This is a genomic window from Pectobacterium carotovorum (genome assembly GCA_016415585.1).
GTDB lineage: Bacteria > Pseudomonadota > Gammaproteobacteria > Enterobacterales > Enterobacteriaceae > Pectobacterium > Pectobacterium carotovorum_K.
In genome coordinates this window covers 2,619,278-2,643,640 of the sequence record CP066552.1, presented here as the reverse complement: position 1 = coordinate 2,643,640, position 24,363 = coordinate 2,619,278, and the positions used below count along the sequence as shown (strand labels likewise).

22 protein-coding genes and 2 pseudogenes are annotated in these 24,363 nt (G+C 50.3%); 12 read left to right on the top strand and 12 right to left on the bottom strand.

The window, feature by feature from the left end; translation table 11 throughout:
• The first annotated feature begins 79 nt into the window (after positions 1-79).
• Positions 80-436, top strand: a complete 357-nt coding sequence (locus JFY74_11595; GenBank protein ID QQG26786.1) for a YebY family protein — start codon at positions 80-82, stop codon at positions 434-436.
• A gap of 487 nt (positions 437-923) precedes the next feature.
• Positions 924-1,136 (top strand): cold shock protein CspG, encoded by a 213-nt coding sequence (gene cspG, locus JFY74_11590; GenBank protein ID QQG26785.1) that lies wholly within the window; start codon positions 924-926, stop codon positions 1,134-1,136.
• 444 nt (positions 1,137-1,580) lie between these two features.
• Here the strand turns inward: cspG and ttcA are convergent, their stop codons facing one another.
• Entirely contained in the window at positions 1,581-2,516 is a 936-nt protein-coding gene (ttcA, locus tag JFY74_11585; GenBank protein ID QQG26784.1) for a tRNA 2-thiocytidine(32) synthetase TtcA, read from the bottom strand.
• A 12-nt stretch (positions 2,517-2,528) separates the two neighbouring features.
• A complete protein-coding gene (locus JFY74_11580; GenBank protein ID QQG26783.1) occupies positions 2,529-3,125 on the bottom strand; it encodes a tyrosine-type recombinase/integrase in 597 nt (198 codons plus the stop codon).
• A gap of 228 nt (positions 3,126-3,353) precedes the next feature.
• Here JFY74_11580 and JFY74_11575 point away from each other — a divergent pair, with 228 nt between their 5' ends.
• Positions 3,354-3,749, top strand: a complete 396-nt coding sequence (locus tag JFY74_11575; GenBank protein ID QQG26782.1) for a cytochrome B562 — start codon at positions 3,354-3,356, stop codon at positions 3,747-3,749.
• Positions 3,750-3,857: 108 nt separating this feature from the next.
• A pseudogene (locus JFY74_11570) lies at positions 3,858-4,013 on the top strand (TetR family transcriptional regulator).
• A gap of 734 nt (positions 4,014-4,747) precedes the next feature.
• On the opposite strand, the pseudogene JFY74_11565 reads toward JFY74_11570, so the two are convergent.
• Positions 4,748-5,086: pseudogene (locus tag JFY74_11565) on the bottom strand (recombinase family protein).
• Positions 5,087-5,233: 147 nt separating this feature from the next.
• Between JFY74_11565 and JFY74_11560 the strand changes: the two are divergent.
• Both JFY74_11560 and JFY74_11555 read left to right on the top strand, forming a co-directional pair.
• Positions 5,234-5,719 carry a GNAT family N-acetyltransferase gene (locus JFY74_11560; GenBank protein QQG26781.1) on the top strand — a complete coding sequence of 162 codons (486 nt, stop codon included), beginning with the start codon at positions 5,234-5,236 and terminating at the stop codon, positions 5,717-5,719.
• A gap of 167 nt (positions 5,720-5,886) precedes the next feature.
• A complete protein-coding gene (locus tag JFY74_11555) occupies positions 5,887-7,860 on the top strand; it encodes a methyl-accepting chemotaxis protein (protein ID QQG26780.1) in 1,974 nt (657 codons plus the stop codon).
• Positions 7,861-8,060: 200 nt separating this feature from the next.
• Here JFY74_11555 and JFY74_11550 read toward each other — a convergent pair whose 3' ends face one another.
• Entirely contained in the window at positions 8,061-8,327 is a 267-nt protein-coding gene (locus JFY74_11550; GenBank protein ID QQG26779.1) for a DUF3811 domain-containing protein, read from the bottom strand.
• 166 nt (positions 8,328-8,493) lie between these two features.
• Between JFY74_11550 and JFY74_11545 the strand changes: the two genes are divergently transcribed.
• Both JFY74_11545 and JFY74_11540 read left to right on the top strand, forming a co-directional pair.
• Positions 8,494-8,829, top strand: coding sequence for a nuclear transport factor 2 family protein (locus JFY74_11545; protein ID QQG26778.1), 336 nt, complete (start codon positions 8,494-8,496; stop codon positions 8,827-8,829).
• Positions 8,830-9,059: 230 nt separating this feature from the next.
• Complete coding sequence (locus JFY74_11540) at positions 9,060-10,313, top strand: D-amino acid dehydrogenase (protein ID QQG26777.1); 1,254 nt, start codon at positions 9,060-9,062, stop codon at positions 10,311-10,313.
• 22 nt (positions 10,314-10,335) lie between these two features.
• Here JFY74_11540 and JFY74_11535 read toward each other — a convergent pair whose 3' ends face one another.
• The 3 genes from JFY74_11535 to yeaG all read right to left on the bottom strand — a co-directional run bounded on the left by JFY74_11535 (position 10,336) and on the right by yeaG (position 14,955).
• Positions 10,336-11,535, bottom strand: a complete 1,200-nt coding sequence (locus JFY74_11535; GenBank protein QQG26776.1) for a multidrug effflux MFS transporter — start codon at positions 11,533-11,535, stop codon at positions 10,336-10,338.
• 174 nt (positions 11,536-11,709) lie between these two features.
• Complete coding sequence (locus tag JFY74_11530; GenBank protein QQG26775.1) at positions 11,710-12,984, bottom strand: YeaH/YhbH family protein; 1,275 nt, start codon at positions 12,982-12,984, stop codon at positions 11,710-11,712.
• Positions 12,985-13,020: 36 nt separating this feature from the next.
• Complete coding sequence (gene yeaG / locus JFY74_11525; protein ID QQG26774.1) at positions 13,021-14,955, bottom strand: protein kinase YeaG; 1,935 nt, start codon at positions 14,953-14,955, stop codon at positions 13,021-13,023.
• A gap of 455 nt (positions 14,956-15,410) precedes the next feature.
• On the opposite strand from yeaG, the gene JFY74_11520 reads away from it, so the two are divergent.
• Complete coding sequence (locus tag JFY74_11520; GenBank protein ID QQG26773.1) at positions 15,411-16,160, top strand: MipA/OmpV family protein; 750 nt, start codon at positions 15,411-15,413, stop codon at positions 16,158-16,160.
• A gap of 158 nt (positions 16,161-16,318) precedes the next feature.
• Positions 16,319-17,170 (top strand): aldo/keto reductase, encoded by an 852-nt coding sequence (locus JFY74_11515; GenBank protein QQG26772.1) that lies wholly within the window; start codon positions 16,319-16,321, stop codon positions 17,168-17,170.
• 200 nt (positions 17,171-17,370) lie between these two features.
• Here JFY74_11515 and JFY74_11510 read toward each other — a convergent pair whose 3' ends face one another.
• Positions 17,371-18,240, bottom strand: a complete 870-nt coding sequence (locus JFY74_11510) for a D-hexose-6-phosphate mutarotase (protein ID QQG26771.1) — start codon at positions 18,238-18,240, stop codon at positions 17,371-17,373.
• A gap of 107 nt (positions 18,241-18,347) precedes the next feature.
• The gene (gene gapA, locus JFY74_11505) at positions 18,348-19,343 is read right to left on the bottom strand and encodes a glyceraldehyde-3-phosphate dehydrogenase (GenBank protein ID QQG26770.1); all 996 of its coding nucleotides are present in this window, start codon (positions 19,341-19,343) and stop codon (positions 18,348-18,350) included.
• Between the two features lie 344 nt (positions 19,344-19,687).
• On the opposite strand from gapA, the gene msrB reads away from it, so the two are divergent.
• Both msrB and JFY74_11495 read left to right on the top strand, forming a co-directional pair.
• Positions 19,688-20,107, top strand: a complete 420-nt coding sequence (gene msrB, locus JFY74_11500) for a peptide-methionine (R)-S-oxide reductase MsrB (GenBank protein ID QQG26769.1) — start codon at positions 19,688-19,690, stop codon at positions 20,105-20,107.
• A gap of 132 nt (positions 20,108-20,239) precedes the next feature.
• Entirely contained in the window at positions 20,240-20,518 is a 279-nt protein-coding gene (locus JFY74_11495) for a YeaC family protein (GenBank protein QQG26768.1), read from the top strand.
• A 52-nt stretch (positions 20,519-20,570) separates the two neighbouring features.
• Here JFY74_11495 and pncA read toward each other — a convergent pair whose 3' ends face one another.
• From pncA to sppA, 3 genes are all read right to left on the bottom strand, one after another.
• The gene (gene pncA, locus JFY74_11490; protein QQG26767.1) at positions 20,571-21,218 is read right to left on the bottom strand and encodes a bifunctional nicotinamidase/pyrazinamidase; all 648 of its coding nucleotides are present in this window, start codon (positions 21,216-21,218) and stop codon (positions 20,571-20,573) included.
• Between the two features lie 19 nt (positions 21,219-21,237).
• Positions 21,238-22,257 (bottom strand): asparaginase, encoded by a 1,020-nt coding sequence (gene ansA / locus JFY74_11485; GenBank protein ID QQG26766.1) that lies wholly within the window; start codon positions 22,255-22,257, stop codon positions 21,238-21,240.
• Positions 22,258-22,421: 164 nt separating this feature from the next.
• A complete protein-coding gene (sppA, locus tag JFY74_11480) occupies positions 22,422-24,272 on the bottom strand; it encodes a signal peptide peptidase SppA (GenBank protein QQG26765.1) in 1,851 nt (616 codons plus the stop codon).
• Positions 24,273-24,363: the final 91 nt, after the last annotated feature.

The following is a 24,363-nucleotide window of genomic DNA, read 5'->3' as shown; positions in this document are numbered from 1 at the left end:
AAGTTGTCTTTCTCTGATTCGGATAAAGCTGCAAAACTCGCCACATCATTATTGTCTGGATACGCATGTCGGGAATACCATGATGAAGAAATTCTTGCTATCTATCGTACTTACCTCACTTTCTGTGAATGCTTTTGCTGCCGCTAAACTGGCAAATATCAGTCGGTTTGAATACGGCGATCGCTGGGCTTTTACGCGTGAAGAAGTTCAACTGATTTGCCGCTCTGGTAATGCGCTGTATGCCTTACACACTGGGACGCTGATGCAATACCCGTTAAACGATGTTGCAATTGTGCAGATGAAGTCTGGGCAGGTGAGTGCGCAGCCGATAGATGTCATCTGGCTGGACGATCCTAAACATCCTGGACAGAAAAAAAGCCTTCAGCCATTTATCGAACGCGCAGAGCGCCTGTGCCAGCCAGACGCTAAACCATGAAGTGGCTGATTTACTTATTAATGTTAAGAAGTTATTTCTTTGTGGTTAAGATTGGGTGTGAAATATGTTCCATTTGTGATGATTACGAATGACGTGCTGAAAAGCAACGACTGACGGAGGCGAATCAGCGTACTTCAGAGGAGTTAGCCTGTACTTTGTACGTGCCGGTGGAACCTCAGATGATCGCTGTTTTTTCTGATGTATCGGCTGATGGTTCTTGTTAATTAAGATGTCAGTGTGAGGCGGATTTCGCCTCTGTGGGTTTTTTGAAAGTTTTTAAAAATAAACGCTTGCTAATGATATTTATATATGCGTTAATAGCCCGTCGGTTTGGTTCGCAGGCCTAAAAAGCAGTTTAGTAAAGCAGTTCTCATTTCCAAGTGTTATCCATAGATATCCCTTTTTTGAGCCCTCTTATCGTTGCTAATTAAATTCTGTGCACAGGCCCTATTTTCCGGAAGGCTCTATATAAATTAAGGTAACATCTATGTCTAATAAAATGACTGGTTTAGTAAAATGGTTTGACGCGGGTAAAGGTTTTGGCTTCATTACTCCTGACAACGGCAGCAAAGATGTATTCGTACATTTTTCTGCTATTCAGAGCAACGATTTCAAAACGTTGGACGAAGGCCAAAAGGTTGAATTCACTATTGAAAACGGACAGAAAGGTCCTGCAGCTGGCAACGTTGTTGCACTGTAAAAATCAGTATTGTAATAAGCCAAGTTGAATTAGTGTTTCTCTTGCGATAGCGATGATGGTTAAGCCTGAGCAGACAAGAAAACACTCAGAGCCCTAGCGTAAGCTGGGGTTTTTAGTTATGAAACACGAGAAGAAAATATGCTTATTCAAGCTGTGACAGCTTACCTGTAAGCCGATACGGTTCCGGTTAAACCTTTCCTATTGTGCTGAACGACCCGTCATCTAATCAGCTTCTCGATTCACTGCTAGTTCCCGAGCCACCATCGATAGGTCGGAACACGAGCCCGTCACTAAATCACCGTAAGAGACCGATGGCGGCGTTATTCGCGGTAGAAAACGGAAATAAGAAACACAGTGATGAAACAGCAATCGCTGCTTCTTTTCACCGCGCCCCTATTCTTAAACTGCCTAACGGTATTGCCATTCCTGGCGATAAAGTCGCGGTTATTTTATTTCCAGCACGTCAAGGCGGGTGAGGGACGATGTTTCATTATCTTCTTCCGGCTGCCAGCCAACAGGTTGTAATGGCAGTTCTTCACGATCAAAGGCTAAATCACCGCCATCTACCACGTCGCTACCGTGACCAATGCTTTTAAAGTCAAACAGTGCATGATCGGCAAGATGAGATGGAACAACATTCTGCATGGCGCTGAACATGGTCTCAATACGGCCGGGGTAGCGTTTATCCCAGTCGCGCAGCATATCTTTAATCACCTGACGCTGTAGATTTGGCTGCGAACCGCAAAGATTGCATGGAATAATTGGATACTGGCGAGCTTCAGCAAAGCGTTCGATATCTTTTTCACTGCAGTAGGCAAGAGGGCGAATGACGATATGTTTTCCGTCATCGCTCATCAGCTTCGGTGGCATGCCTTTCAGTTTCCCACCGTAGAACATGTTCAGGAACAGCGTTTGCAGAATATCATCGCGGTGGTGCCCCAGAGCGATTTTTGTTGCGCTGAGTTCCGTTGCGGTACGGTATAAAATCCCGCGGCGAAGGCGTGAACACAGAGAGCATGTGGTTTTCCCTTCTGGGATCTTCTCTTTCACAATCCCGTAAGTATTTTCTTCGACGATCTTGTATTCCACGCCGATACTGTCAAGGTATTGCGGCAGAATATGCTCTGGGAACCCTGGCTGCTTTTGATCCAAATTCACCGCAACCAGAGAAAAGTTAACTGGTGCGCTTTGTTGCAGATTGCGCAGAATCTCCAGCATGGTGAAGCTATCTTTCCCGCCGGAGAGGCACACCATAATGCGATCGCCTTCTTCTATCATATTGAAATCAGCGATAGCTTCGCCGACGTTACGGCGCAGGCGCTTTTGCAATTTGTTTAAATTGTATTGTTGTTTCTGGTTAATTTGTTGATTTTCTGGCATTTTATTTTGTTCCTACACCCATAAGGGGCACCAAAGGGGCAAAACGATCCACAGCGCGAGTTTCCGATTCAGCATGCTAACCTGATCTTCATTCATGTCTTCAATCCATTTCCCGTAGATTTCATACACCATTTGCGCGTTCTCATATCCCATTTGGTTTGCAATAAACGAAGGGTTTGCACCTGCCGAGAGTAACCAGCAAGCATAAGTATGGCGCGTATGGTACGGATTACGGCGACGAATGCCAGATCGTTTTACAGCAGCGTTCCACAATTGCCCGATGGACGAGAAAGAGTAACTAATTTTTTGCTCACCTTTGCGTAATCGAGGGAGAAAAACGAAGCGTAAATGCTGGATTTCGGTAAGGCCATACTCCCTGTGGTGATAAACAATGTCATTCGGTCGCTGGTTCCCCGTGATTTTTATTTGTGACTGGAGCGCTTCCAGAGCTGGTTGTAGCAAGGTGACCGTGCGGATATCCAAGCTGACAATCTTTTTGTATGGGGCAGATGAGAGAAGCAGGCATAATACTTCAACAAAAATAGCACATTGCAGGAGCCATTCCATGACGCGTTGAAAACAGCCCCGACATGAGTTTGGGGCGTACATGGTCTGATTTTCTTGCAAAATTTACATTTAACTCATCAAAAGAAACCAAAAAATCAAAAATAATTTAACATTTTTACGATGATAACCATAAAATTAGCATAGTCATTGCTGCATGATGTGGGCGATGGCGTAGGACGCAATATAACAAGAGCAATATTGGGCTGGCCGATTTGTTGTGGTCAGATTCTTTGAGTATGTCGTGCTGTGGAACACAAGCGAGAGTTCAAGATGAATAAAATGACCAAGATCTGTTTTTCTGTGCTGTTGGCTGGTAGCTTATTGACCCCTGTTTTGGCAAATGCCACTACGTCGGAAGACATGCGCGGTATGCAGAAAAGTTATACCGCTGCCACTAAAGCGGATGATGCCGCAGCGTTGAAAACCGCGCTGAGCACATTCCGTGAGCACGTTGAGCACGCTAAAATGCAGGTGCCGCCTGATTTCGCCAAACAGCCTGCTGATGGCCCAGACAGAAAAGCCTATGTGGAAGGTCTGGATAAGATTTTGCAAAAAGTGGACAACGCACAGGCTCTGGCGGATGCTGGTAAACTAAGCGAAGCCAAAGCGGTGTTAGCTGAAATCAATACCTTAAAAGGTGAGTACCACAGTAAATTGAGAGGCTAAGCCGCTTTTCGTTTACCATAAGCTGCCAGTGGGATCGAACTCACTGGCGGCTTTTTTTGTTATAAACGTTACGACAGTCAGGACTAGCCAGCTAAGGGGGGAAACAAGATGACATCACCATCACACGATGTAACGCATGATGGCAAAGATACACAAAGCAGAATTCTTGAAGCCACGCTGGAGTCATACTGGATCATGGTGTGAGAGGGGCACCTATCGAAAATAGCGCAACAGGCCGGGCTATCGTCGGGGACGCTAACCTACAATCCCTCCTGATCCCGCTGGTATGAAAACCTTATGACCAGTCTTAATCCTGGCTCGTTCTGTCAGCGCCAGCCAGGACGTAAGGCTCACCATCGGTAATGAAGCTGCTTCTACGAAATCCAAGTTTGCGGGTTTCCTGGCCACAGTGCTTTCAGGGACTAGGGAAAATTCGGCAAGTGGCTCGTTCCTGTATCAAAAATACTGGCAAAAATTTCGTCACCTGGGATAAAACGCGTCACGCGACTTCCTACTCCGATGACAGCTCCAGACAAGTCGTTGCCCAATGTAGCAGAGTGCTTAAAATGCAAAACCGGCTTAAATATTCCGGTTGGGATCATGTTATCAATCCCGGTGTGTGTTCAACCACATGGAATTGCGCTTGCCATTTTTAAACTGAACGCAGGCATCGTGTTTTTTATCCGCCCAGTCCAGACCAACATGAGCAGCAAACTGGTTTATCGCAGTCATAACCAACTCCTTTTCACAGAGGACTGGTATGCATTCCACGCTCTTTGAAAGAAATATAGTCAGCAGTTTTTTGCGTGCCCTGAGTATTCGTTAGCGAACGTGGAGCACTTACTGGCTCGAAAGCAAAGCGGCAATCATCAGATCACATGATTCTGGCACAATATTCGTAACCAATAAGCGCATACTCCGAATCACTTAGAAGTGTAACTCTCAGGGTGCGAATGACTATATCTGGCACAAAACGGACATGCACAAAAAAGAGTCGCTCACGAGCGAACATCAGTCTCTTCTATTGCCGCTGTTACTCTGAGAATGGTCTGGCATGTAGTGTTAAATTCGTGGGTGATCGCACAGATGCTTTTCCCTTCACTGAGACGTAGAAACACCTCTTTCTTTTGTTCATCATCCAGAGCTGATGGGCGACCGAAACGCTTTCCAGATGCCTTAGCTTGCGTAATACCAGCATGCGTATGCTCAAGTAGCAGATCCCGTTCAAATTCAGCGACTGCGGAGATTACCAGCATTGTCATCTTTCCGGCGGGACTGGTGAGAGCTACCCCACCGAGCGCCAGACAGTGAACCCGTATTTCTGATGCAGAAAGCCTTTATCTGTTCGTCTTCCGCCCGTGAACGTTCGGTTAGAACGGCACCGCGCAGTGTATTCCACACTATTGATTACATTGATAATAAATGGTGTGATACATCACAGTCAGCGAGGCTGACCATCACTCGGATTTGGGAAAATAAACACAATGGTAAATTTAACGGATATGGCTGATGGGGATTACCCCGAATATCGCCAGTTTTTTATTCTTGAATATGCTCAGGATTTACAGGAATCCCGGGGATATGACGCAGAAAAGGCGAGGGCGATCGCCACGCAATCGATCGATATTGCGCTACCGCAGGGCATTTACACCGCAGCTAATAAATTATGGTGCATTCATTCCTCAGGTAACGCAGACATCATCGGCTACTTGTGGGTCGTTCTGAAAGAAAACACCGCCTGGGTATCTGATTTTTGCCTTCTGCCCGTATGGCGGAGTCGTGGTTTCGGTAAGGCCTCGCTTGCTGCGCTGGACGTAGCGCTCGCTGCGTTAGGCATTGGCGAAATCGGGCTGAGAGTGGCTGCACATAACCCAATGGCTAAGGCGTTATATGAAAAAAATGGCTTCCAGATCACCGGTTTTAATATGCATAAAAATCTAGAACCGAACCTTCCATCAGATCGCCATTAATCCAATGAAATAGCACAAGCGCACCCCAACGATCACTGGCCTCCAACGCCTTTCTAGCTCACTTCTTCGCCGCTAAAGTTCAAAAAAAAGACGCCGATAAACAAATAGTAGGAGCTCATTGCAACGGAATGTTGATTACGATAAGTATCAACTCTAGGGGAGCCATAATGGCCAAACAATTAATACAAAAAAAAACAATGAGCACCCGCGCTCAAGTGCTGCTAACTGGCGCATTAACCATCGCACTCGGTTTCGCTGTCACCATTGGTGTGCTCAGTTGGCAGTCTAGTAAAGAACAAAAATCGCTGGCCGAACGCTATTTACAACAGATAGCCCAAAGTGAAGCATTAAAAATTCAACAGGAACTCAACTACGCTCGGGATGTGGCGCATAACCTCGGACAAGGGCTGGTTGCGTTGCCCGCCGCAGGTATTAAAGACCGCGCGGTGGTCGATAAAATGACGGAGTATGCTCTGCGGGATAACCCAGAATATCTATCGATTTCAGTCATTTTTGAAGAGAATGTGTTTGATGGTCGTGACGCCGAGTTTGCCGATCAGCCCGGCCAGGCACCTAAAGGCCGCTACGCCTGGTTTGTCGATCGCGATCAGGCAGGCAACTACAAGATGCACCCTCTGCAGTCCTTCCTGACTCCTGGCCAAGGTGATTACTACCTGTTGCCGCAAAAGAGTCAGAAAGATACGCTCATCGAACCCTACTCCTATGCTTATAACGGCGTTCCAACGCTGCTGACGTCAGTCGCCGCACCGATTGTCAGTCAGGGTAAACTGTGGGGCGTCGTGACTTCAGACATTTCCCTTGCGTCATTACAGCAAAAAGTTAACCAGATTAAACCTTGGGAAGGCGGCGGCTACGCGATGCTGCTATCCAGTGAGAGTAAAGTCATCTCTTATCCTGATAAATCCCAGACGAGCAAGGCCTGGCAAGGGCCGACGGACAATTTCACGTCCTCAGTGGCACAACACGACGATGCGATTCTGGGTGAAGAAGCGTTGATTACCTGGCAACCCATTACTATCGGCAACAGTACAGATAAATGGCATTTGGCCATTGTTGTCCCGGTGAGTCAGGTGATGGCCGCTTCTGAACGTCAGTTAATGAATGCCGTCATCATGATGGTGATCAGTATCCTGCTGGTGAGCGCGCTGCTGGGCTGGGTATTCAGCCGTAAAGTGCTTAAACCACTGGGTGGTGAACCACGTGAGGCAGCCACCATCGCGCTGGCTGTTGCGGAAGGTCGATTAAGCAATGTGATTGACGTGAAGCCCAACGATCGCAGCAGTCTGTTCTTCGCGCTGAATACGATGCAGTCACAGCTGCGTCAGGTGGTCGGACAGATTAAAGACGCCAGTGATTCCGTGCGACAGGGTGCAGCAGAAATTGCCAGCGGTAACCTCAACCTTGCATCACGTACGGAGCAGCAGGCCGCCGCGTTGGAGCAAACGGCAGCAAGCATGGAAGAGATCACCGCAACGGTGAAACATAATGCCAACAACGCGCATCAGGCCACGACGCTGACAGAGAATGCCACGAAGATTGCTCAGCGCGGTGAATCGCTGGTCAGTCAGGTGGTTCAGACGATGGCGCAGATTGATGAGAGTGCGAAGAAGATTGGCGATATTACCGCCATGATTAACAGCATCGCTTTCCAGACCAACATTCTGGCGCTGAACGCCGCAGTAGAAGCAGCACGAGCGGGTGAGCAGGGAAGAGGATTCGCCGTTGTGGCATCGGAAGTTCGTAGTCTTGCCCAGCGCAGCGCCAGTGCGGTGAAAGAGATTGCCGCACTGATTGAGGAATCCAGCCAGCGCGTTGAAAGCGGCGTTAAACTGGTGAATGATGCGGGTAAAACCATGCAGGATATGACACACGCCGTCAGCTCAGTACAAAGTATCATCGGTGAGATTGTCACGGCATCGGATGAGCAGGCGAAGGGAATTAGTCAGGTCACGATTGCCGTCAATGAAATGGATGGTGTGACGCAGCAAAACTCCGCGCTGGTACAGCAGATGTCGGCTGCAGCCAGTTCGCTGGAAGATCAGTCTATGTCGTTAGCGCAGGCGATAGAGCATTTTCGTCTGGAGCAGCAGCACGCTTTACCCCATGCGTTATTAAAGTAAAAAAAACACCGTTACCCGGCAGATCATTAGGCTGCCGGGTTGATATATTCAACATGTCTGTGGTTCTTGCTTGCATTCCCCCTAAGAATCCGTTCTGTATCGCTTGAAGCATTGAACCAGAGTGTGCGAGCAGCGACCGTTCGACATCTTTTTCGATAATTAATGTCAAACCAGAAATACGATGACCGCTGACATAAACGCTAGCGGCGACCTCGTAGACTTGTACTTGCGGACCATTCATATGTTGCTGAGGAATCAGGTTTAAACTTATTCTTTTTTCTCTCGGTCTTCGCCTGTTTTGTTACTGCTTCGCGTTCCTTCATTAGCTTATCGATGTAGTCGTCTTTAATATGATTACTCTCAGCGTTGGTCAGCGTGCGGCCCTGTTTTTTGCGTGCTTGATCGAGTAACGTTTTGAGCTGACGTTGTTCACTTTCTGTCATGTCTTTCTGAGTCAGTCTTGGCATGGGAATGGACCTGATAAGCGTACTGAAAAATACATTGTAGAGGAAAACACACTGAGACCCAGATAAATTGCACCACGAACGTCCTTGATTTCTTGATAATGGGCACATAATTTATTTATTCAGATATCGTAGGTCGGTGCATATAAACACATAACGGAGCGAAATAATGTCATCAGAGTTGGCTGTGGCGGCGCAATTTAAGGCTTATAACGAACATAATATAGATGCCTTTGTGGCATGCTTTTCACCAGACTTTAAAGCGTACCGTATGCCGTCAGAAACACCGTCGATGGTAGGTAAAGAGGTGCTGAGAGAGTTTTACATAAATAGCCGATTCAATAACCCTGAACTGAGGGCTGAATTGGTATCTCGTACTGTGTTAGGCAATAAAGTATTTGATCATGAACTAATATATGGTCTTGCAGCAGAGCCGATAGAAAGCATTGCCGTCTTTGAGGTAGATAACGGGCTTATTAATTCGGCTTGGTTTTTCTTTCCTTAATAAATAAAAAAGAGAATGGTGACGCTTTGATCCTACAACCTACCAAGAATTTGATTTACTCAATAAGGCTGAATCATAGATAAATGTTATCGTTGAGGCGGGTGACAATTCCTTCCCAGATGCTAGAGTAGTCTTCAATTTTACCTTTTAACTAGTGTTTTATTCCATTAAATAAGTATTTTCCCAGTAGATTAGACGGTCTTTAACGGAGAGAAAGGGAGAGCGGTAGCATGCGGGTTGTGATTCTGGGAAGTGGCGTCGTTGGCGTAAGTACCGCCTGGTATCTTGCGCAGGCAGGGCATGATGTTACCGTTATTGACAGGCAACCGGAGCCCGCGTTGGAAACCAGCGCCGGGAATGCCGGACAAATATCCCCTGGCTACGCCGCACCTTGGGCTGCGCCGGGCATACCGCTGAAAGCGATAAAGTGGATGTTTCAGCGCCATGCACCGCTGGCCATCCGGCCGGACTTTACGGCTGCACAGCTTTGCTGGATGTGGCAAATGTTGATCAACTGCGATGCACGCCACTATAAAACCAATAAAGCGCGGATGGTGCGTCTGGCGGAATACAGCCGCGACTGTTTGCAAGCGCTGCGGCAGGATACCGGCATCCAGTACGAAGGTCGGCAAGGTGGAACGCTGCAACTGTTCCGCACTGAGCAGCAGTATGAAAACGCGACACGGGATATTGCCGTGCTGGAAGAGGCTGGCGTACCGTATCAACTGTTGACTCGCCATGAGCTAGCCTCGGTTGAACCTGCGCTGGCGAACGTGGCGGGTAAACTGACTGGCGGGCTACGTTTACCGCATGACGAGACAGGCGACTGCCAGCTGTTCACTCGCCAACTGGCGGCGATGTCCGCCGAGGCCGGCGTCACCTTTAAACTGGGGCGTAACGTTCGTCAGTTGCGGGTTGAAGGGCAGAGCGTCACGGGCGTGCAGTGCGACGACGAAATCATCGTGGCAGATGCCTATGTGATGGCCTGCGGCTCCTATTCCACCGGATTACTGCGTCAGTGGTTCGATATTCCAGTTTATCCGCTGAAGGGCTATTCGCTGACGATCCCGCTAGCAGATGACGCCTCGGCACCGGTTTCTACCGTACTGGATGAAACGTATAAAGTGGCAATTACTCGCTTTGATCGCCGAATCCGCGTTGGTGGCATGGCTGAAGTCGTGGGCTTCAACACCGAGCTGAATCCCAAGCGCCGTGAAACGCTGGAAATGGTGGTGCGCGATCTCTATCCTCATTGCGGCCCGATTGAGCAAGCAACATTCTGGACGGGATTGCGTCCGATGACGCCGGACGGCACGCCGCTGGTAGGGCGCTCACCGCTGAAAAATCTGTATCTGAATACGGGGCACGGCACGTTAGGCTGGACGATGGCCTGTGGGTCGGGGAAGTTGCTGGCGGATATTCTGTCGGACAAATCACCGGAGATTGAGGCCGATGATTTGTCCGTGGAAAGGTATGTTCGTTAGTTTTGAATTAATTAGTTTTAAACTACGTGCGGGGCAGTGGCGTAATGCTGCCCTTGTGGTGCCGCGTGAGCAGGCGGGCGCGTATCGCCAGCAGGGCGGCACAGAGCATCACCAGCGCCAGTGATATTTTTGACGGCAGAGGGAGCGCCATAGCAATCAGCCCCAGCGCTGCACCGCCCGCCATCTGCACAAACCCTACCATCGCCGATGCAATTCCCGCCTCATTGGAATAAGGCTCCAGCGCATAGCTGGTGGACGGCCCGATCAAAAATGCCAGACCGGCACAGGCCAGCGCGACGGGCAGCATGTAGGTTGGCCAGGTGTTTTGCATCGCTTCGGGTAAAAGAACGACGCCGCTAAGCAGCGAAAGAAAACCCGCCCCCATCAGCAGGCTACCGATAGCCAGACAGCGCGGCCGGCCGACTTTACGGATAATGCGATTCGCAAAAAAGCTGACCAGCATGATCCAAAAACCGTTTACGCCGAAGGCAATCGAAAACTCAAGCGGCGTGAGCTGGGCCTCATTCATCAAGACCACAGGAGAGAAGGTGACATAGGTTAACGCCATCCCCATCGCGCCCGCGTTGACTGAGGCGAATCCCAGAAAGTGGCGATCGGATAACAGACGTGCGTATTGGCGCAGCGGCAAGCCGTGTACGGGCAACGTTGAATCCGGTCGCGTTTCGGGAAGAAAGCGGATAACGAGTGCCAGTACCAAAATGCTGTAGCCCGCGAGGAACCAGAAGGGGGCACGCCAGCCTAAGGCTTCGGCCAAAAGCCCACCGAATAGCGGCGCCAGCGCTGGCACAATGTTCAACGTGCCGTTAAGAAAGCCATAGGTTCTGGCGGCATCGTCGCCGTTCAGTTTGTCACGCACGCTGCTGAAAATGGCGACGGCGGTACAACAGACGGCCAGGCCCTGAAAAAGGCGTGAGAGGATGAACAGCGTGGCGCTGGTCGCTAGCGCAGCCATGACCGCGCCGATGAGATAGATAATCACACCAGCTAGCGCCATTGGGCGTCGACCGTACTTATCGACCAGCGGCCCCGCCAGAAGTTGGCCTAATCCCATGATCAGAATAAACAGTGCGACGGTGGACTGAATCAGCGATTCTGGGCTGTTCAGCGCCACGGCGATGGCGGGAATAAGCGGTAAATAGATGTCAATGCCCAGCGGGCCGAGTAGAACCAGAGCCAGTAAAATCAGAACAAATCGTTGCATAACAAAACAGAAATCTACGTTTTATGGGTTCGACAGGGTAATGCGCACCGTGGCGGAAGGAAAGTGTTATCTTTGTGACAACGTCACGATGAGGTGGTGATTCCAACTCTGGAAGGGGATATCAGCCAGCTAACTATTAATCATTAACAGATAACTGGCCGACTGAGAGGAGGGTCAATGCCCTACCGTTTGTTTACGGAAAAGCTCACGGAAGACAGGGTAAATATCATCCTGATCGCGGATATGCTGCATAGCGAAATTATCGAACGTATCGCGCAGCGTTTCATATTCGCGCCAGAGCGTCTGGTGTGAACGCCGGGTGATTTCAATGTAGCTATAGTAACGGACCATCGGCAGAAGCTGATTCGCCAGAATCTGGTGACACAGCGGGGAGTCATCAGCCCAGTTATCACCATCCGAGGCCTGTGCCGCGTAGATGTTCCACTGTGACGGATCGTAACGCTCGCGCACCACTTCCTCCATCAGCTTTAACGCACTGGAGACAATGGTGCCGCCGGTTTCCTGAGAGTAGAAGAACTCCTGTTCATCAACCTCTTTGGCCTGCGTATGGTGGCGAATGTAGACGACGTCGACGTTTTTATAATTTCTGCTGAGGAACAGATACAGCAGAATATAAAAGCGCTTCGCCATGTCTTTCGTCGCCTGATCCATCGAACCGGACACATCCATCAAACAGAACATCACGGCCTGGCTCGACGGCTCGGCCCGACGCTCGTAGTTCCTGTAGCGCAGGTCAAACGTATCGATAAAAGGCACGCGGGCGATTTTCTGGCGCAGTTCGGTAATTTCCTGCCGCAGCCGTTCCTCTTCCAGCAATTGTGCAGGTTCGGTATGCGCCAGCTGTTCCAGCGTCTCTTCCAGTTCATGTAACGTGCGGCGTTTCCCCGCTGTCATCGCCATACGGCGTGCCAACGAGTTTTGCAGCGAGCGCACCACGCTGATATTGGCAGGAACGCCGTTAGCGGTGTATCCGGCGCGGTGCGTTTTGTACTCGGTCATCTGCCGATGCTGGGTCTTCTTCAAGTTCGGTAGTGCCAGATCTTCAAACAGCAGATCCAGATATTCGTCTTTGGAGATCTGAAAGACAAATTCATCATCGCCTTTGCCATCTTTACTGGCGTCTCCCTGACCGGAACCACCGCCGCCACCTCCTTGTGGTCGCTCGATTTTGTCGTTCTGTACAAAGTGATCGTTGCCCGGGTGGACGCGGTGGCGATGTCCTCCACGAGCCTGATGGAACATCGGTTCGTTGATGTCTGCATTGGGGATCGAGACGGACTCCCCGCTTTCGATGTCGGTCACCGAACGCTTATTAATGGCCTCGGAAATCGACTGTTTTATTTGCGACTTATAGCGGCGCAGAAAGCGTTGGCGGTTCACCGTGCTTTTGTTTTTGCCGTTCAGTCGTCGGTCAATAAAATAGGCCATGTTTCCCCCAAACGCTGTTGCCAGCATCGTGCGTCATTATGATGACTTCCTCACCCGCAGATACCATTCGCACAGCAAACGCACCTGTTTCCGGGTGTAGCCTTTCTCCATCATGCGATCGACGAAATCATCATGTTTTTTCTGCTCATCCGTTGAAGTTTTGGTATTAAACGAAATCACAGGCAGCAGCTCTTCCGTATTGGAGAACATCTTCTTCTCAATGACCGTGCGCAGCTTCTCGTAACTGGTCCAGTTTGGATTCCGGCCGCTGTTGCTGGCACGGGCGCGCAGGACAAAGTTGACGATCTCGTTACGGAAGTCTTTAGGGTTGCTGATGCCCGCAGGCTTCTCGATCTTTTCCAGCTCGGCGTTTAACGATTCGCGGTCAAACAGCTGACCAGTATCTGGATCACGGTACTCCTGATCCTGAATCCAGAAATCCGCATAGGTAACATAACGGTCAAAAATGTTCTGGCCGTATTCGGAATAGGATTCGAGATAGGCGGTCTGGATCTCTTTACCGATAAATTCGGCGTACTTCGGTGTCAGATAGCCTTTCAGATGCTCCAGATACTTCTCTGCCAGCTCCTGCGGGAACTGCTCACGCTCGATCTGCTGTTCCAGTACGTAGAACAGATGCACTGGGTTGGCCGCGACTTCGCTGTGATCGAAGTTAAAGACGCGCGACAGAATCTTGAACGCAAAGCGGGTCGACAGGCCGTTCATTCCCTCATCTACGCCTGCATAGTCGCGATACTCCTGATAGGACTTCGCCTTCGGATCGGTATCTTTCAGGCTTTCCCCGTCGTACACCCGCATCTTGGAGTAGATGCTGGAGTTTTCCGGATCTTTCAGGCGTGACAGAATGGAGAAACGGGCCAGCGTTTCCAGCGTGCCGGGCGCGCAAGGGGCATGCGTCAGCTCGCTGTGATCCAGCAATTTGTCGTAGATTTTGACCTCTTCGGATACACGCAGGCAGTACGGCACCTTCACGATATATACGCGGTCAAGAAACGCTTCATTGTTCTTGTTGTTACGGAATTGCACCCACTCGGATTCATTGGAGTGCGCCAAAATAATCCCGTTGAACGGCAGGGCGGCAATGCCTTCCGTCCCGTTATAGTTGCCTTCCTGTGTTGCGGTCAGCAGTGGGTGGAGCACCTTGATCGGCGCTTTGAACATCTCGACGAACTCCATAATGCCCTGGTTCGCGCGGCACAGTGCACCGGAGTAACCGTAGGCATCGGGATCGTTCTGGGCAAAATGCTCCAGCTTGCGGATGTCGACTTTACCGACCAGCGCTGAAATATCCTGATTGTTCTCATCGCCGGGCTCGGTCTTCGCGATCCCAATTTGCGCCAGAATTGATGGCCACACTTTGACAACTCTGAACTTGGTAATGTCGCCGCCAAATTCCTGAAGGCGCTTGGCTGCCCACGGTGACATGATGGTGCCGAGGTAGCGCCGTGGGATGGCATACTCTTTTTCAAGTATCGCGGCATCTTCCTGCGGGTTGAACAGGCAGAGCGGATGGTCATTCACCGGGCTGCGTTCGCCGTTGGCGCTGAGGATGTAAATCGGTACGCGCTGCATTAGCGCTTTCAGGCGTTCGGCCAGAGAGGATTTCCCGCCGCCGACCGGTCCCAACAGATACAGAATCTGTTTCTTCTCTTCCAATCCCTGCGCGGCATGTTTCAGGTAAGAGACAATCTGTTCGATGGCCTCTTCCATACCGTAAAATTCTTCAAAAGCAGGGTAGCGAGCAATCACCCGGTTTGAGAATAGGCGCGACATTCGTGATTCTTGGGCGGTATCCACCATTACAGGCTCACCGATAGCCGTTAACAATCGTTCAGCCGCGTTCGCATAAGCGTTGCGATCCTGCTGACAGATAGTAAGGAATTCCTGCAGAGTGAACTCTTCATCCTTGGCAGCGTCGTAGCGCTGGCGGTAGTGATCAAATATGTTCATAGCGATGCCCGTCCTTCGTCGATTAGCACAGATTAAGAGAGCGTGTGGAATATATGCCTATTAATGTATTGCCCTCCGAAAGAAGAAATCTCCTGAGTCCAGCAACCCTTATGCCAACTTGTAGCGTCAGGGCGTCGTGATTTTATTCATTCCTGCTGGTCAGGAAGACGTCACCTTCTGTATTAAAGCGTAGTTTGCATCCGTAAAATTTCCTCTAGTCCACGGACGTATTTTTAAGATATTTCAAGGACTCACTTTCAGGAAAATCCGTGTAACATTATACAGAATGGGCGTTCCGCCTTAAGGACACGGCCTATTACCGACGTTAGCGCACGTAAAACCTATCGAATATATAGGTTATTCGTTAATGTTATTTTTATATAACCTGAATGCGAACGTGTGTAATTGGCTTATCATGTTTCATGATATTTATCTGTAATAGGAAATAGAAAACTGTGAAAAAACCTCAACTATGTATGCTGGCCGCACTGGTTTCTGGTGCTGTGCTCCTGCCTTCAGCCTATGCCGCAGATGTCTCGCTGGGCCTTGGCGCTGCGGGTTCAACGTCTGTGTACCGTGGTGTTGATAATGACGTTTATCCGCTTCCTGTACTGAATTATGAAAGTGAAAGTTTTTATTTCCGCGGGCTGGGTGGTGGATACTACCTGTGGAATGACGGCGCAAATCGTTTCTCTTTAACAGCGTATTACCTGCCTTTAGGGTTTAAGCCGGGAGATAGCGACGATCTGCGTATGAAGCAGTTGGACAAACGCCGCGGTACGCTGATGGCGGGTGCGGCTTATCGTCATACTGCCGACTGGGGTGAAATTCGTACCGTGCTGGCAGGGGATACACTGGATTACAGCAACGGTTTCGCGTGGGATACCGCTTACCTTTACCGCTTCTCAATGGGCGATCTGAGCATCACCCCGGGTATCGGCGCCACCTGGTTCAGTGAAAACATGAACCAGTATTACTACGGCGTTAGCGCACAAGAATCTGCTCGTTCCGGCTTTAACCAATATAGCCCTGGCGATGGCTGGGCTCCGTATCTTGAACTGAGTGCGGGCTATCAGATTAACCAAAGCTGGAGCGCCTGGGCCGTGGGTCGTTACACGCGTCTGTCTGACGAAATGAAAGACAGCCCGATTGTTGATAGTAACCACAGCATCTTAATGAGCGCGGGCGTCAGCTATCGCTTCTGATGCTTTTCATGAGCGCTTTTAATGCTCTGCGTAAGCATAGTGCATCTGCCGTACAATAATGGGGTGATATCACCCCATTTGCACATTTATGGTGCACCGAATGCCATGTTAGGTTTGACGATAAACTGGTTACGTTGACGGCAAACAGGGAGGAACGCATGACAAAAGCGATTCGTTTTCCAGATAACACTCGCGTACCGGCGATCGGTCAGGGAACGTGGTACATGGGCGAAGATGCCCGAATGAAAGCTCAGGAAGTGACGGCGCTGCAAGCAGGTATCGACCTTGGATTAACGCTGATTGATACCGCCGAAATGTATGCGGAAGGCAGGGCGGAGGACGTAGTCGGCGACGCGATACGTGGCCGTCGTGATAGTGTTTATCTGGTATCGAAAGTGTACCCGCACAATGCGGGAGGCGAAAAAGCGATACAGGCATGTGAACGCAGCCTGAAGCGGCTGAAAACCGAGCGCATTGATCTGTATCTGCTGCACTGGCGTGGTGGCATCCCGTTAGTTGATACGATCGCCGCAATGGAGCGATTGCAGCAGGCGGGAAAAATCGGCCAGTGGGGTGTGTCCAATCTCGATCTTGAGGATATGCAGGAGCTGTGGTCGCTAAATGGCGGACAGCATTGCATGACTAATCAGGTACTTTACCATTTGGCTTCGCGCGGTATTGAATTTGATTTGTTGCCGTGGTGTCAGCAACAACAGCTTCCCGTGATGGCATATTGCCCGCTGGCGCAGGCAGGGCGCTTGCGTGAGGGATTATTCTCGCATCCGGTGGTGAACCGCATTGCGCGTGAACATAACATCACGCCTGCTCAACTTCTACTGGCGTGGGCGATTCGCCAGCCGGGCGTGATCGCGATTCCAAAAGCCAGTTCTGTGAAGCATGTGCAGGAAAATGCGAAAGCGCTGGACGTGGTGTTGTCTAAGGACGATCTCGGGCAGTTGGATCATGCTTTTCCACCGCCGACGCGCAAACAGCATTTGGATGTGGTGTAGCAGAAGATAAAGGATTTGCAGAAGAGGTGTATGGCGGTTTCGCCATACACCCATATATACCCGTCATACTTCAAGTTGCATGTGCGTTGGCTTTCCTTACTCACCCCAGTCACTTACTTGTGTAAGCTCCTGGGGATTCGTGCGGTTGCCGCCTTCACGCAACTCGAATTATTTAGGGTATAGCTACGTTATAGCCGTGGTTATTTCTTGATGCGGATAACCGTTGCCAAACGAGCCGGAGCCTTGGCGGATGCGACAAACGGTTGATTAATCCGCGCGGTTTCCACACACACGAACGTCTTATATCCCTCATCTGGCATATCGCTAATCGTACGAGACAGCTCTGCACCGGGGTTCCATGACACCACATCGCTATGGTGCGTATGGTGTACTTCGATAGCGCGTTTCAGTACCGCATCATGTACCACGCTGGTGTCCTGCGGCTGGGTATAAATACGATCTGTACGGTCGGTAAAGACTAAATCGCCTTGCTGCGTTGCCAGCTTGCCCTGATCCACTTTATCGATGAATGATTCACCCAGACCGGCAATGCGAATATCGCTGATGTCGCCGATGTTGAAATAGGTGTGCAGCGCGCTGGTGATGCTGTAATCGCCATGCGCTTCCAGCTCAATGCCGCACTCTTTACCCAGTTTAAAGCGAGCGATGAGTGTGAATTCATGCGGCCAGCTCTTACGCGTTTCTTCATTGTCTCGCAGCGTGAATGTGAGCTGCACACCGTGCTCATCTTCGCTGTGAGCGGTAAATTCCCACGGCAGCAGACGGGCAAAACCGTGGTTAGGATCGGCGAAAGGGCCAAACCAAGGGAAACAAATCGGTACACCGCCGCGAATCGCAACGTGATGAGTAAAAGGCGTATTGTCGCTCAGCCAGAGCACGGGCTCTTCGTTTGTCGGCTGCCAACTGAGTAGGTGCGCCCCTTGCAATGCGACCGCTGCGCGCACTTCTGGATGATCAACGACGATGATAGGTAGTTGGTCCAACTGACGCTCGCTGAGGGTTGCGCTAATTTGCTTAGTGATGGGGAGTGAGAAAATTGTGTTATGCATGATAGTGCCTTTTTTTGATTGTTTTTCGTGGTAAAAAGAAATCTGCAATTAACAATAAAAAAGGGCGACATTACGTCGCCCTTTTTTCACAGAATCATCGCTGACGCTTATTTAGAGATGTGAGCGATCAGATCCAGAACTTTGTTTGAGTAACCTGTTTCGTTGTCGTACCAGGAAACCAGTTTCACAAAGTTATCGCTCAGTGCGATACCGGCTTTAGCATCGAATACAGAAGTCAGTTTTTCACCGTTGAAATCGGTAGAAACCACTTCGTCTTCGGTGTAACCCAGAACGCCTTTCAGCTCGCCTTCAGAAGCGGCTTTGATGGCTGCACAGATTTCTTTGTAAGACGCTGGTTTTTCCAGACGTGCAGTCAGGTCAACAACAGAAACGTTCGGGGTAGGAACGCGGAACGCCATACCAGTCAGTTTGCCGTTCAGCTCAGGAATCACTTTACCTACTGCTTTAGCAGCACCGGTAGAAGATGGGATGATGTTCTGTGCTGCGCCGCGGCCGCCGCGCCAGTCTTTGTGAGACGGGCCATCAACCGTTTTCTGCGTTGCAGTGGTTGCGTGAACGGTGGTCATCAGTGCTTCAACGATACCGAAGTTGTCGTTGATAACTTTTGCCAGCGGCGCCAGGCAGTTGGTGGTGCAAGATGCGTTAGAAACGATTTCCTGACCTGCGTAAGTTTTGTGGTTTACGCCCATAACGAACATCGGGGTGTCATCTTTAGATGGACCAGTCAGAACGACTTTCTTCGCACCAGCAGCGATGTGTTTACGTGCAGTGTCGTCAGTCAGGAACAGACCAGTTGCTTCAGCAACAACGTCTACGTTGACTTCGTTCCACTTCAGATTTGCAGGATCGCGCTCTGCGGTAACACGAATGGTTTTGCCGTTAACAACCAGGTGGCCATCTTTAACTTCAACGGTGCCGTTGAAACGACCATGAGTTGAGTCGTACTTCAGCATGTACGCCATGTAATCAGCATCTAACAGGTCGTTGATTGCAACGATCTCGATGTCAGAACGCTCTTGCGCAGCGCGAAAAACAATACGGCCGATACGGCCAAAACCGTTGATACCTACTTTGATAGTCATATATTCCACCAGCTATTGGTTTGTGAATAAAAGGTTGGTTGTAAAATTACAAAAACCTTGCTGAGCGTCAAGCGGAATCGTGTCAATAGTTGCTGTAAGTCAAACCTATGACTAAACTTTGTGCGAAAACCGCTCGACCCTGTAACTAAGTAACATCTAAGCCTGATATGAGGGTGAAATGCATCATATAAAGCCTGTGTGATCTCAATATGTGATGTGCATCACAATTAAATATTGATGCTAATAACATTCCTAATATTAGGTCAGAACAGCCTGTTAGGTTGTTAATTTTTTGTTATAATCAACGATTAATTGAATTGATAACACCCGCCGTGAGACTTCCTATGACTAACGACTCTGCTTCGCGTACCCCGTCCGACAACACTGAATTGACAGAGATGCAGCGCTATGTCACCCAGCAACGCGGTACGGAGCCTGCGTTCTCAGGAAAATTGTTGCATAACAAGCGCACTGGCGCTTATCACTGCCTGTGCTGTCAGGCTCCGCTGTTTTATTCCGACAGCAAATACGACTCCGGCTGTGGCTGGCCGAGCTTCGATCAGCCCGTTTCCTCAGAGGCGATTCGCTATCTGGAAGATGATTCACACAATATGCGCCGCATCGAGATCCGCTGCGGGCAGTGTGATGCACATCTGGGGCACGTGTTCCCTGATGGCCCGAAAACTACGGGAGAACGCTACTGCGTGAATTCTGCTTCGCTGAGTTTTATCGACGGCGTTGATGGCGAACGCATTGACGGGTAATCTGTCCGCGATAGGTGCGACAGTGGCAGGCTGATAATGTTTTAGCTTTAAACGATTCAGCTGCGATAAAACGCTACACAAACTAGAATCCAGTAATAATAAATCTGACCTTTCTCGGAGCAGAAACCGGATATGGAACTCAATGATCTGATCGACGCCATGACGCCAGAAATTTACCAACGGTTAGTCACGGCGGTGGAGTTAGGCAAATGGCCAGACGGTGTCGCGTTGACGGCTGAACAGAAAGAAAACTGCCTGCAAATGGTGATGATGTGGCAAGCTCGCCATAACGAACAGGCTGAGCACATGACGATTGGTACTGATGGTGAAATCGTGATGAAGAGCAAGCAGGAGCTGAAGCGCGAATTTAATATCGCTGACGCTATTATTACGTTGAAACCCGACGCGTAACGTGTGAGCAGGCAGCCTCATTGGCTGCCACTATTTTCAGTTGTCAGTCGCGCTAACGGGCAGAAGACAACGTAGCAAGAAACTGTGTCATATCCGTCAGTATTGCACCACGCTGCGCCATTTCCCGTAACGCAGATTCGCTGTCATCAGGCGAAAGATTCACGCCACGACAACCATCCACCAGGACTTCGGTGTGATAGCCCAGCGCAATCGCATCCAATACGCTGAACTTGACGCAATAATCTGTTGCCAGCCCCAGAATCGTCAAATGGGTGATGTGATTAGCGTGTAGCCACGTATCCAATTCGGTTTTAACCCGATGCCCATTATCGAAAAAAGCGCTATAGCTATCGATCTCCGGCTGCGTCCCTTTTTGTACGATCCACTGAATGGCCGACTGATTAAGCGCTGGATGAAAATCAGCCCCGGTGGTTCCCTGCACACAGTGAACCGGCCACCAGATCTGCGGCCATCCGTTTAATTCACCGAGTTCTCCGACCTTGGTATTCGCATTAACCGCAAAGCTGCCGTGATTAGCCGGATGCCAATCCTGACTGGCAATCACCGTGACGCCAGCGGCCAGACAAGCCTCAATAGCACGATTGGCAACGTCAATGACGCGGTCGCCTTCGTTAACGGCCAATGCGCCGCCGGGGCAAAAATCATTTTGCAAATCAACTAATAGAAATGCTTTTTTCATTATCTACTCCGTGATTAACTCAATCTTTATCGCTCAATTCCCCATGCAGGTTCTGCTGCATCAACTGGCGGATTTCATCGGCGCTTAAGTCTTGCTGGCTCAATAAGTAATGCAGCTTGGTCAAGGCGGCTTCGACGGTCATATCAAAGCCACTGATGACGCCCGCATGCGCCAGCGCATTGCCCGTCGCATAGCCGCCCATGTTCACGCGTCCGGAAATGCATTGTGTCAGGTTGACGACCACAATGCCGCGAGCGGAGGCTTCACGTAGCTCGTGCAGCAGCCCGGGGCTTTGCGGCGCGTTGCCAACGCCGTAGGAGCGCAGGATAAGCGCTTTTACTGGCTGACGGAGGAAATTGCTGATGACATCGGCAGAAATGCCAGGATAAATCGTAATCACCCCGATAGGCTGCGGCGTAATGTGATGCACTTTCAACGGCGGACAGTTGCTACATTCCACGGTGGGGGCCAGTCGACGAATATGGATACCGGCTTCCAGCAGCGGCGGATAGTTGGGGGAGGCGAAGGCATCAAAACCGTCCGCATGGGCTTTAGTGGTGCGGTTGCCGCGCAGCAGTTTGTTATTGAAAAAGAGGGCGACTTCATTAATCGGATGATTAGCCGCCACGTACAGCGCGTTTAGCAGGTTGGTCTGGCCGTCCGAACGCAATTCTGCTAACGGAATTTGTGACCCTGTCACGATAACCGGCTTGGCAAGATTTTCCAGCATAAATGAGAGCGCAGATGCGGTGAACGCCATCGTGTCAGTGCCATGCAGAATCACGAAACCGTCATAATCATCGTAGTGGTTTTGAATATCGTCCGCGATGGATTGCCAATCCGCTGGCGTCATGTCAGACGAATCGATTAGCGGGTCATATTCATGAATCGTGAACGACGGCATCTCTTCACGATGGAATTCCGGCATTCTTGCCAACTGCTGCTGTAAATGTCCGGATACCGGCACATAGCCATTAGCAGAGCGCTGCATGCCGATGGTGCCGCCCGTATAGGCGACATAAATGGATTTCTTTCGCATGGTGGTGTGAGTCAGGATTAAACCGAGAATTATAGAGGGAAAAACAGCCCGGTAGTATCATCATAAGTAATGACTATTACCGGGCCAGGCCCGTCATACTTCAAGTTGTTTGTGCGTTGGCTTCCTTCACGCAACTCGAATTATTTAGGGTACATATGGGCACGCTACCGAACTTCTCCGCAGGTGAGGCAAAATGCGTATCGGTTCTGCGGGTCGTTCAGGTTATTCATGATGGACGGCTGTGACCGCATGGCTTCCGCCAGCTGTGCGACCGGTGCTGGCAGCATAGACTGGACGGCAACGGGCAGCAGGGCATAAACGGAAGCGTTCACTTGATTCAGCATTGTGTCGAGCAGACCTGGCTGTTCGGCATACCAGTTCAACTGATACTGCCCCAGTTTTGCCAGCTCAGCCGCTTTCTTCACAGCGTCATCAAAATCGCCGATCTGATCGACCAAACCATTTTCTTTCGCGTCGCTACCGACCCAGACGTGACCTTGTGCGATCTGATCGATTTGCTCTGGCGTTTTCTTACGTGCCTGCGCCACGATATCGATGAAGTTCTTATAACCCCGCTCGATACTCAGTTGCATCATCTGCGAGAATTCAGGCGGCAGCGATTTCGTGATTGACAGATCGGCCAGCGGGGAAGTGGCAACGCCATCCGTGTGGACGCCAAGGCTTTCCAGCGAATCTTCGAACGTGGTAATCACGCCAAAAATACCGATAGAACCAGTTAGCGTACTGGCGCTGGAGATGATCGCGTTCGCTGGCGTTGAGATCCAGTAGCCGCCCGATGCTGCCATACCGCCCATAGATACCACGATCGGTTTACCCGCCAAACGGAGTGCCATCAGTTCTGAGCGAATCAGCTCTGACGCAGTGACGCTACCGCCGGGGCTATTGACGCGCAGTACCAGCGCTTTGACTTTAGGATCGAGGCGCGCGGCGCGAATTTGTGCTGCCGTGGTATCGCCGCCGACCATTCCCGGCGTTTCCGGGCCATCAATGATTGCGCCATTGGCAAACACTACCGCGATCTGGTTGTTGTTTTGCACTGGCGGTTTGATGGCGTAGTCGTAAATGCTGATGAAATTAAAGTTGTTCTTCTGGCTATTCCAGCCGAACGCTTTAACCAGCGATTGTTCGGTCACGGAACGTGATGCCACTTCATCGACCAGCTTGTTATCCAGCGCATAGCGTGCGGTGTCGCCCTGAACGGCCTGCAAGCCTGCAATGATGCTGGTTGCGCCAGGAAAGAGCTGCTGAGGTGTAATCTGGCGGTTAGCAGAAACGATATTTAAATACTGCTGCCAGAGGGCGTTGATCCAACGGCCATCGGCATCGCGCGCTGCAGGTGACATATCGTCACGCAGATACGGCTCAACGGCTGACTTATAGGTTCCCACGCGGAAGATATTGGTGGTCACTTTCAGCTTGTCCAGCATGGACTTGAAGTAGAGATTGTTGGTCGCGAAACCGTGCAGATCAACACTGCCTTGTGGCGTCAATGACACCGTATTGGCAAAACTGGCCAAATAGTATTGAGACTGGTTGTAGCTGTCGCCGACCGCATAAATAGGCTTGCCGCTATCGCGGAATTCGCGCAGCGCTTTACCGATGTATTGCAGAGACGGTTGGTCGGCACCGGTAAAGTCGCTGAGATCCAGCACCATGCCCGTGATGTTGTCGTCACTCTTTGCCTGACGAATACTGTCGACGATATCGAACAGTGAGTTCTCCTGGCGACGGTTGTTCGATGCGCCGAAGAATTCGCGTCCTAATTGACGCAGTTTGTTGTTAACGGTGGGTTGATCAACGACCACGCCCGTCAGATCGACCAACAGCGCACCTTTCGTGGCCGCTTCCGGCGTCGTTTTTACCTGTGAGTAGATCCCAACACCCACTAAAATCAGAGCAATAAGGAAAATATTGAGAATAAATTCTCTGATAAAATTAAGCAGACGCCATGTCCACTTAAAAAATCCGCTAAAAATTCGCCACAATGTGCGCATGATATCTCCATTAACGGGTAAACAGCGTGTGCCCTACGTCCTTCAACTTGCCCTCTGGCAAGTGATGAAGCACAAGGAGTGATAGTATCCT

Excerpts from the sequence above, each read along its gene's own strand:
- msrB (QQG26769.1), top strand. The coding sequence starts at position 19,688 with ATGACTAACGACTCTGCTTCGCGTACCCCGTCCGACAACACTGAATTG.
- JFY74_11550 (QQG26779.1), bottom strand. The coding sequence starts at position 8,327 with ATGCCAAGACTGACTCAGAAAGACATGACAGAAAGTGAACAACGTCAG.
- JFY74_11555 (QQG26780.1), top strand. The coding sequence starts at position 5,887 with ATGGCCAAACAATTAATACAAAAAAAAACAATGAGCACCCGCGCTCAA.
- JFY74_11510 (QQG26771.1), bottom strand. The coding sequence starts at position 18,240 with ATGCATAACACAATTTTCTCACTCCCCATCACTAAGCAAATTAGCGCA.
- JFY74_11530 (QQG26775.1), bottom strand. The coding sequence starts at position 12,984 with ATGGCCTATTTTATTGACCGACGACTGAACGGCAAAAACAAAAGCACG.
- yeaG (QQG26774.1), bottom strand. The coding sequence starts at position 14,955 with ATGAACATATTTGATCACTACCGCCAGCGCTACGACGCTGCCAAGGAT.
- ttcA (QQG26784.1), bottom strand. The coding sequence starts at position 2,516 with ATGCCAGAAAATCAACAAATTAACCAGAAACAACAATACAATTTAAAC.
- JFY74_11515 (QQG26772.1), top strand. The coding sequence starts at position 16,319 with ATGACAAAAGCGATTCGTTTTCCAGATAACACTCGCGTACCGGCGATC.
- JFY74_11495 (QQG26768.1), top strand. The coding sequence starts at position 20,240 with ATGGAACTCAATGATCTGATCGACGCCATGACGCCAGAAATTTACCAA.
- JFY74_11595 (QQG26786.1), top strand. The coding sequence starts at position 80 with ATGATGAAGAAATTCTTGCTATCTATCGTACTTACCTCACTTTCTGTG.
- JFY74_11535 (QQG26776.1), bottom strand. The coding sequence starts at position 11,535 with ATGCAACGATTTGTTCTGATTTTACTGGCTCTGGTTCTACTCGGCCCG.
- gapA (QQG26770.1), bottom strand. The coding sequence starts at position 19,343 with ATGACTATCAAAGTAGGTATCAACGGTTTTGGCCGTATCGGCCGTATT.
- ansA (QQG26766.1), bottom strand. The coding sequence starts at position 22,257 with ATGCGAAAGAAATCCATTTATGTCGCCTATACGGGCGGCACCATCGGC.
- JFY74_11545 (QQG26778.1), top strand. The coding sequence starts at position 8,494 with ATGTCATCAGAGTTGGCTGTGGCGGCGCAATTTAAGGCTTATAACGAA.
- cspG (QQG26785.1), top strand. The coding sequence starts at position 924 with ATGTCTAATAAAATGACTGGTTTAGTAAAATGGTTTGACGCGGGTAAA.
- pncA (QQG26767.1), bottom strand. The coding sequence starts at position 21,218 with ATGAAAAAAGCATTTCTATTAGTTGATTTGCAAAATGATTTTTGCCCC.
- JFY74_11540 (QQG26777.1), top strand. The coding sequence starts at position 9,060 with ATGCGGGTTGTGATTCTGGGAAGTGGCGTCGTTGGCGTAAGTACCGCC.
- sppA (QQG26765.1), bottom strand. The coding sequence starts at position 24,272 with ATGCGCACATTGTGGCGAATTTTTAGCGGATTTTTTAAGTGGACATGG.
- JFY74_11580 (QQG26783.1), bottom strand. The coding sequence starts at position 3,125 with ATGTACGCCCCAAACTCATGTCGGGGCTGTTTTCAACGCGTCATGGAA.
- JFY74_11560 (QQG26781.1), top strand. The coding sequence starts at position 5,234 with ATGGTAAATTTAACGGATATGGCTGATGGGGATTACCCCGAATATCGC.
- JFY74_11575 (QQG26782.1), top strand. The coding sequence starts at position 3,354 with ATGAATAAAATGACCAAGATCTGTTTTTCTGTGCTGTTGGCTGGTAGC.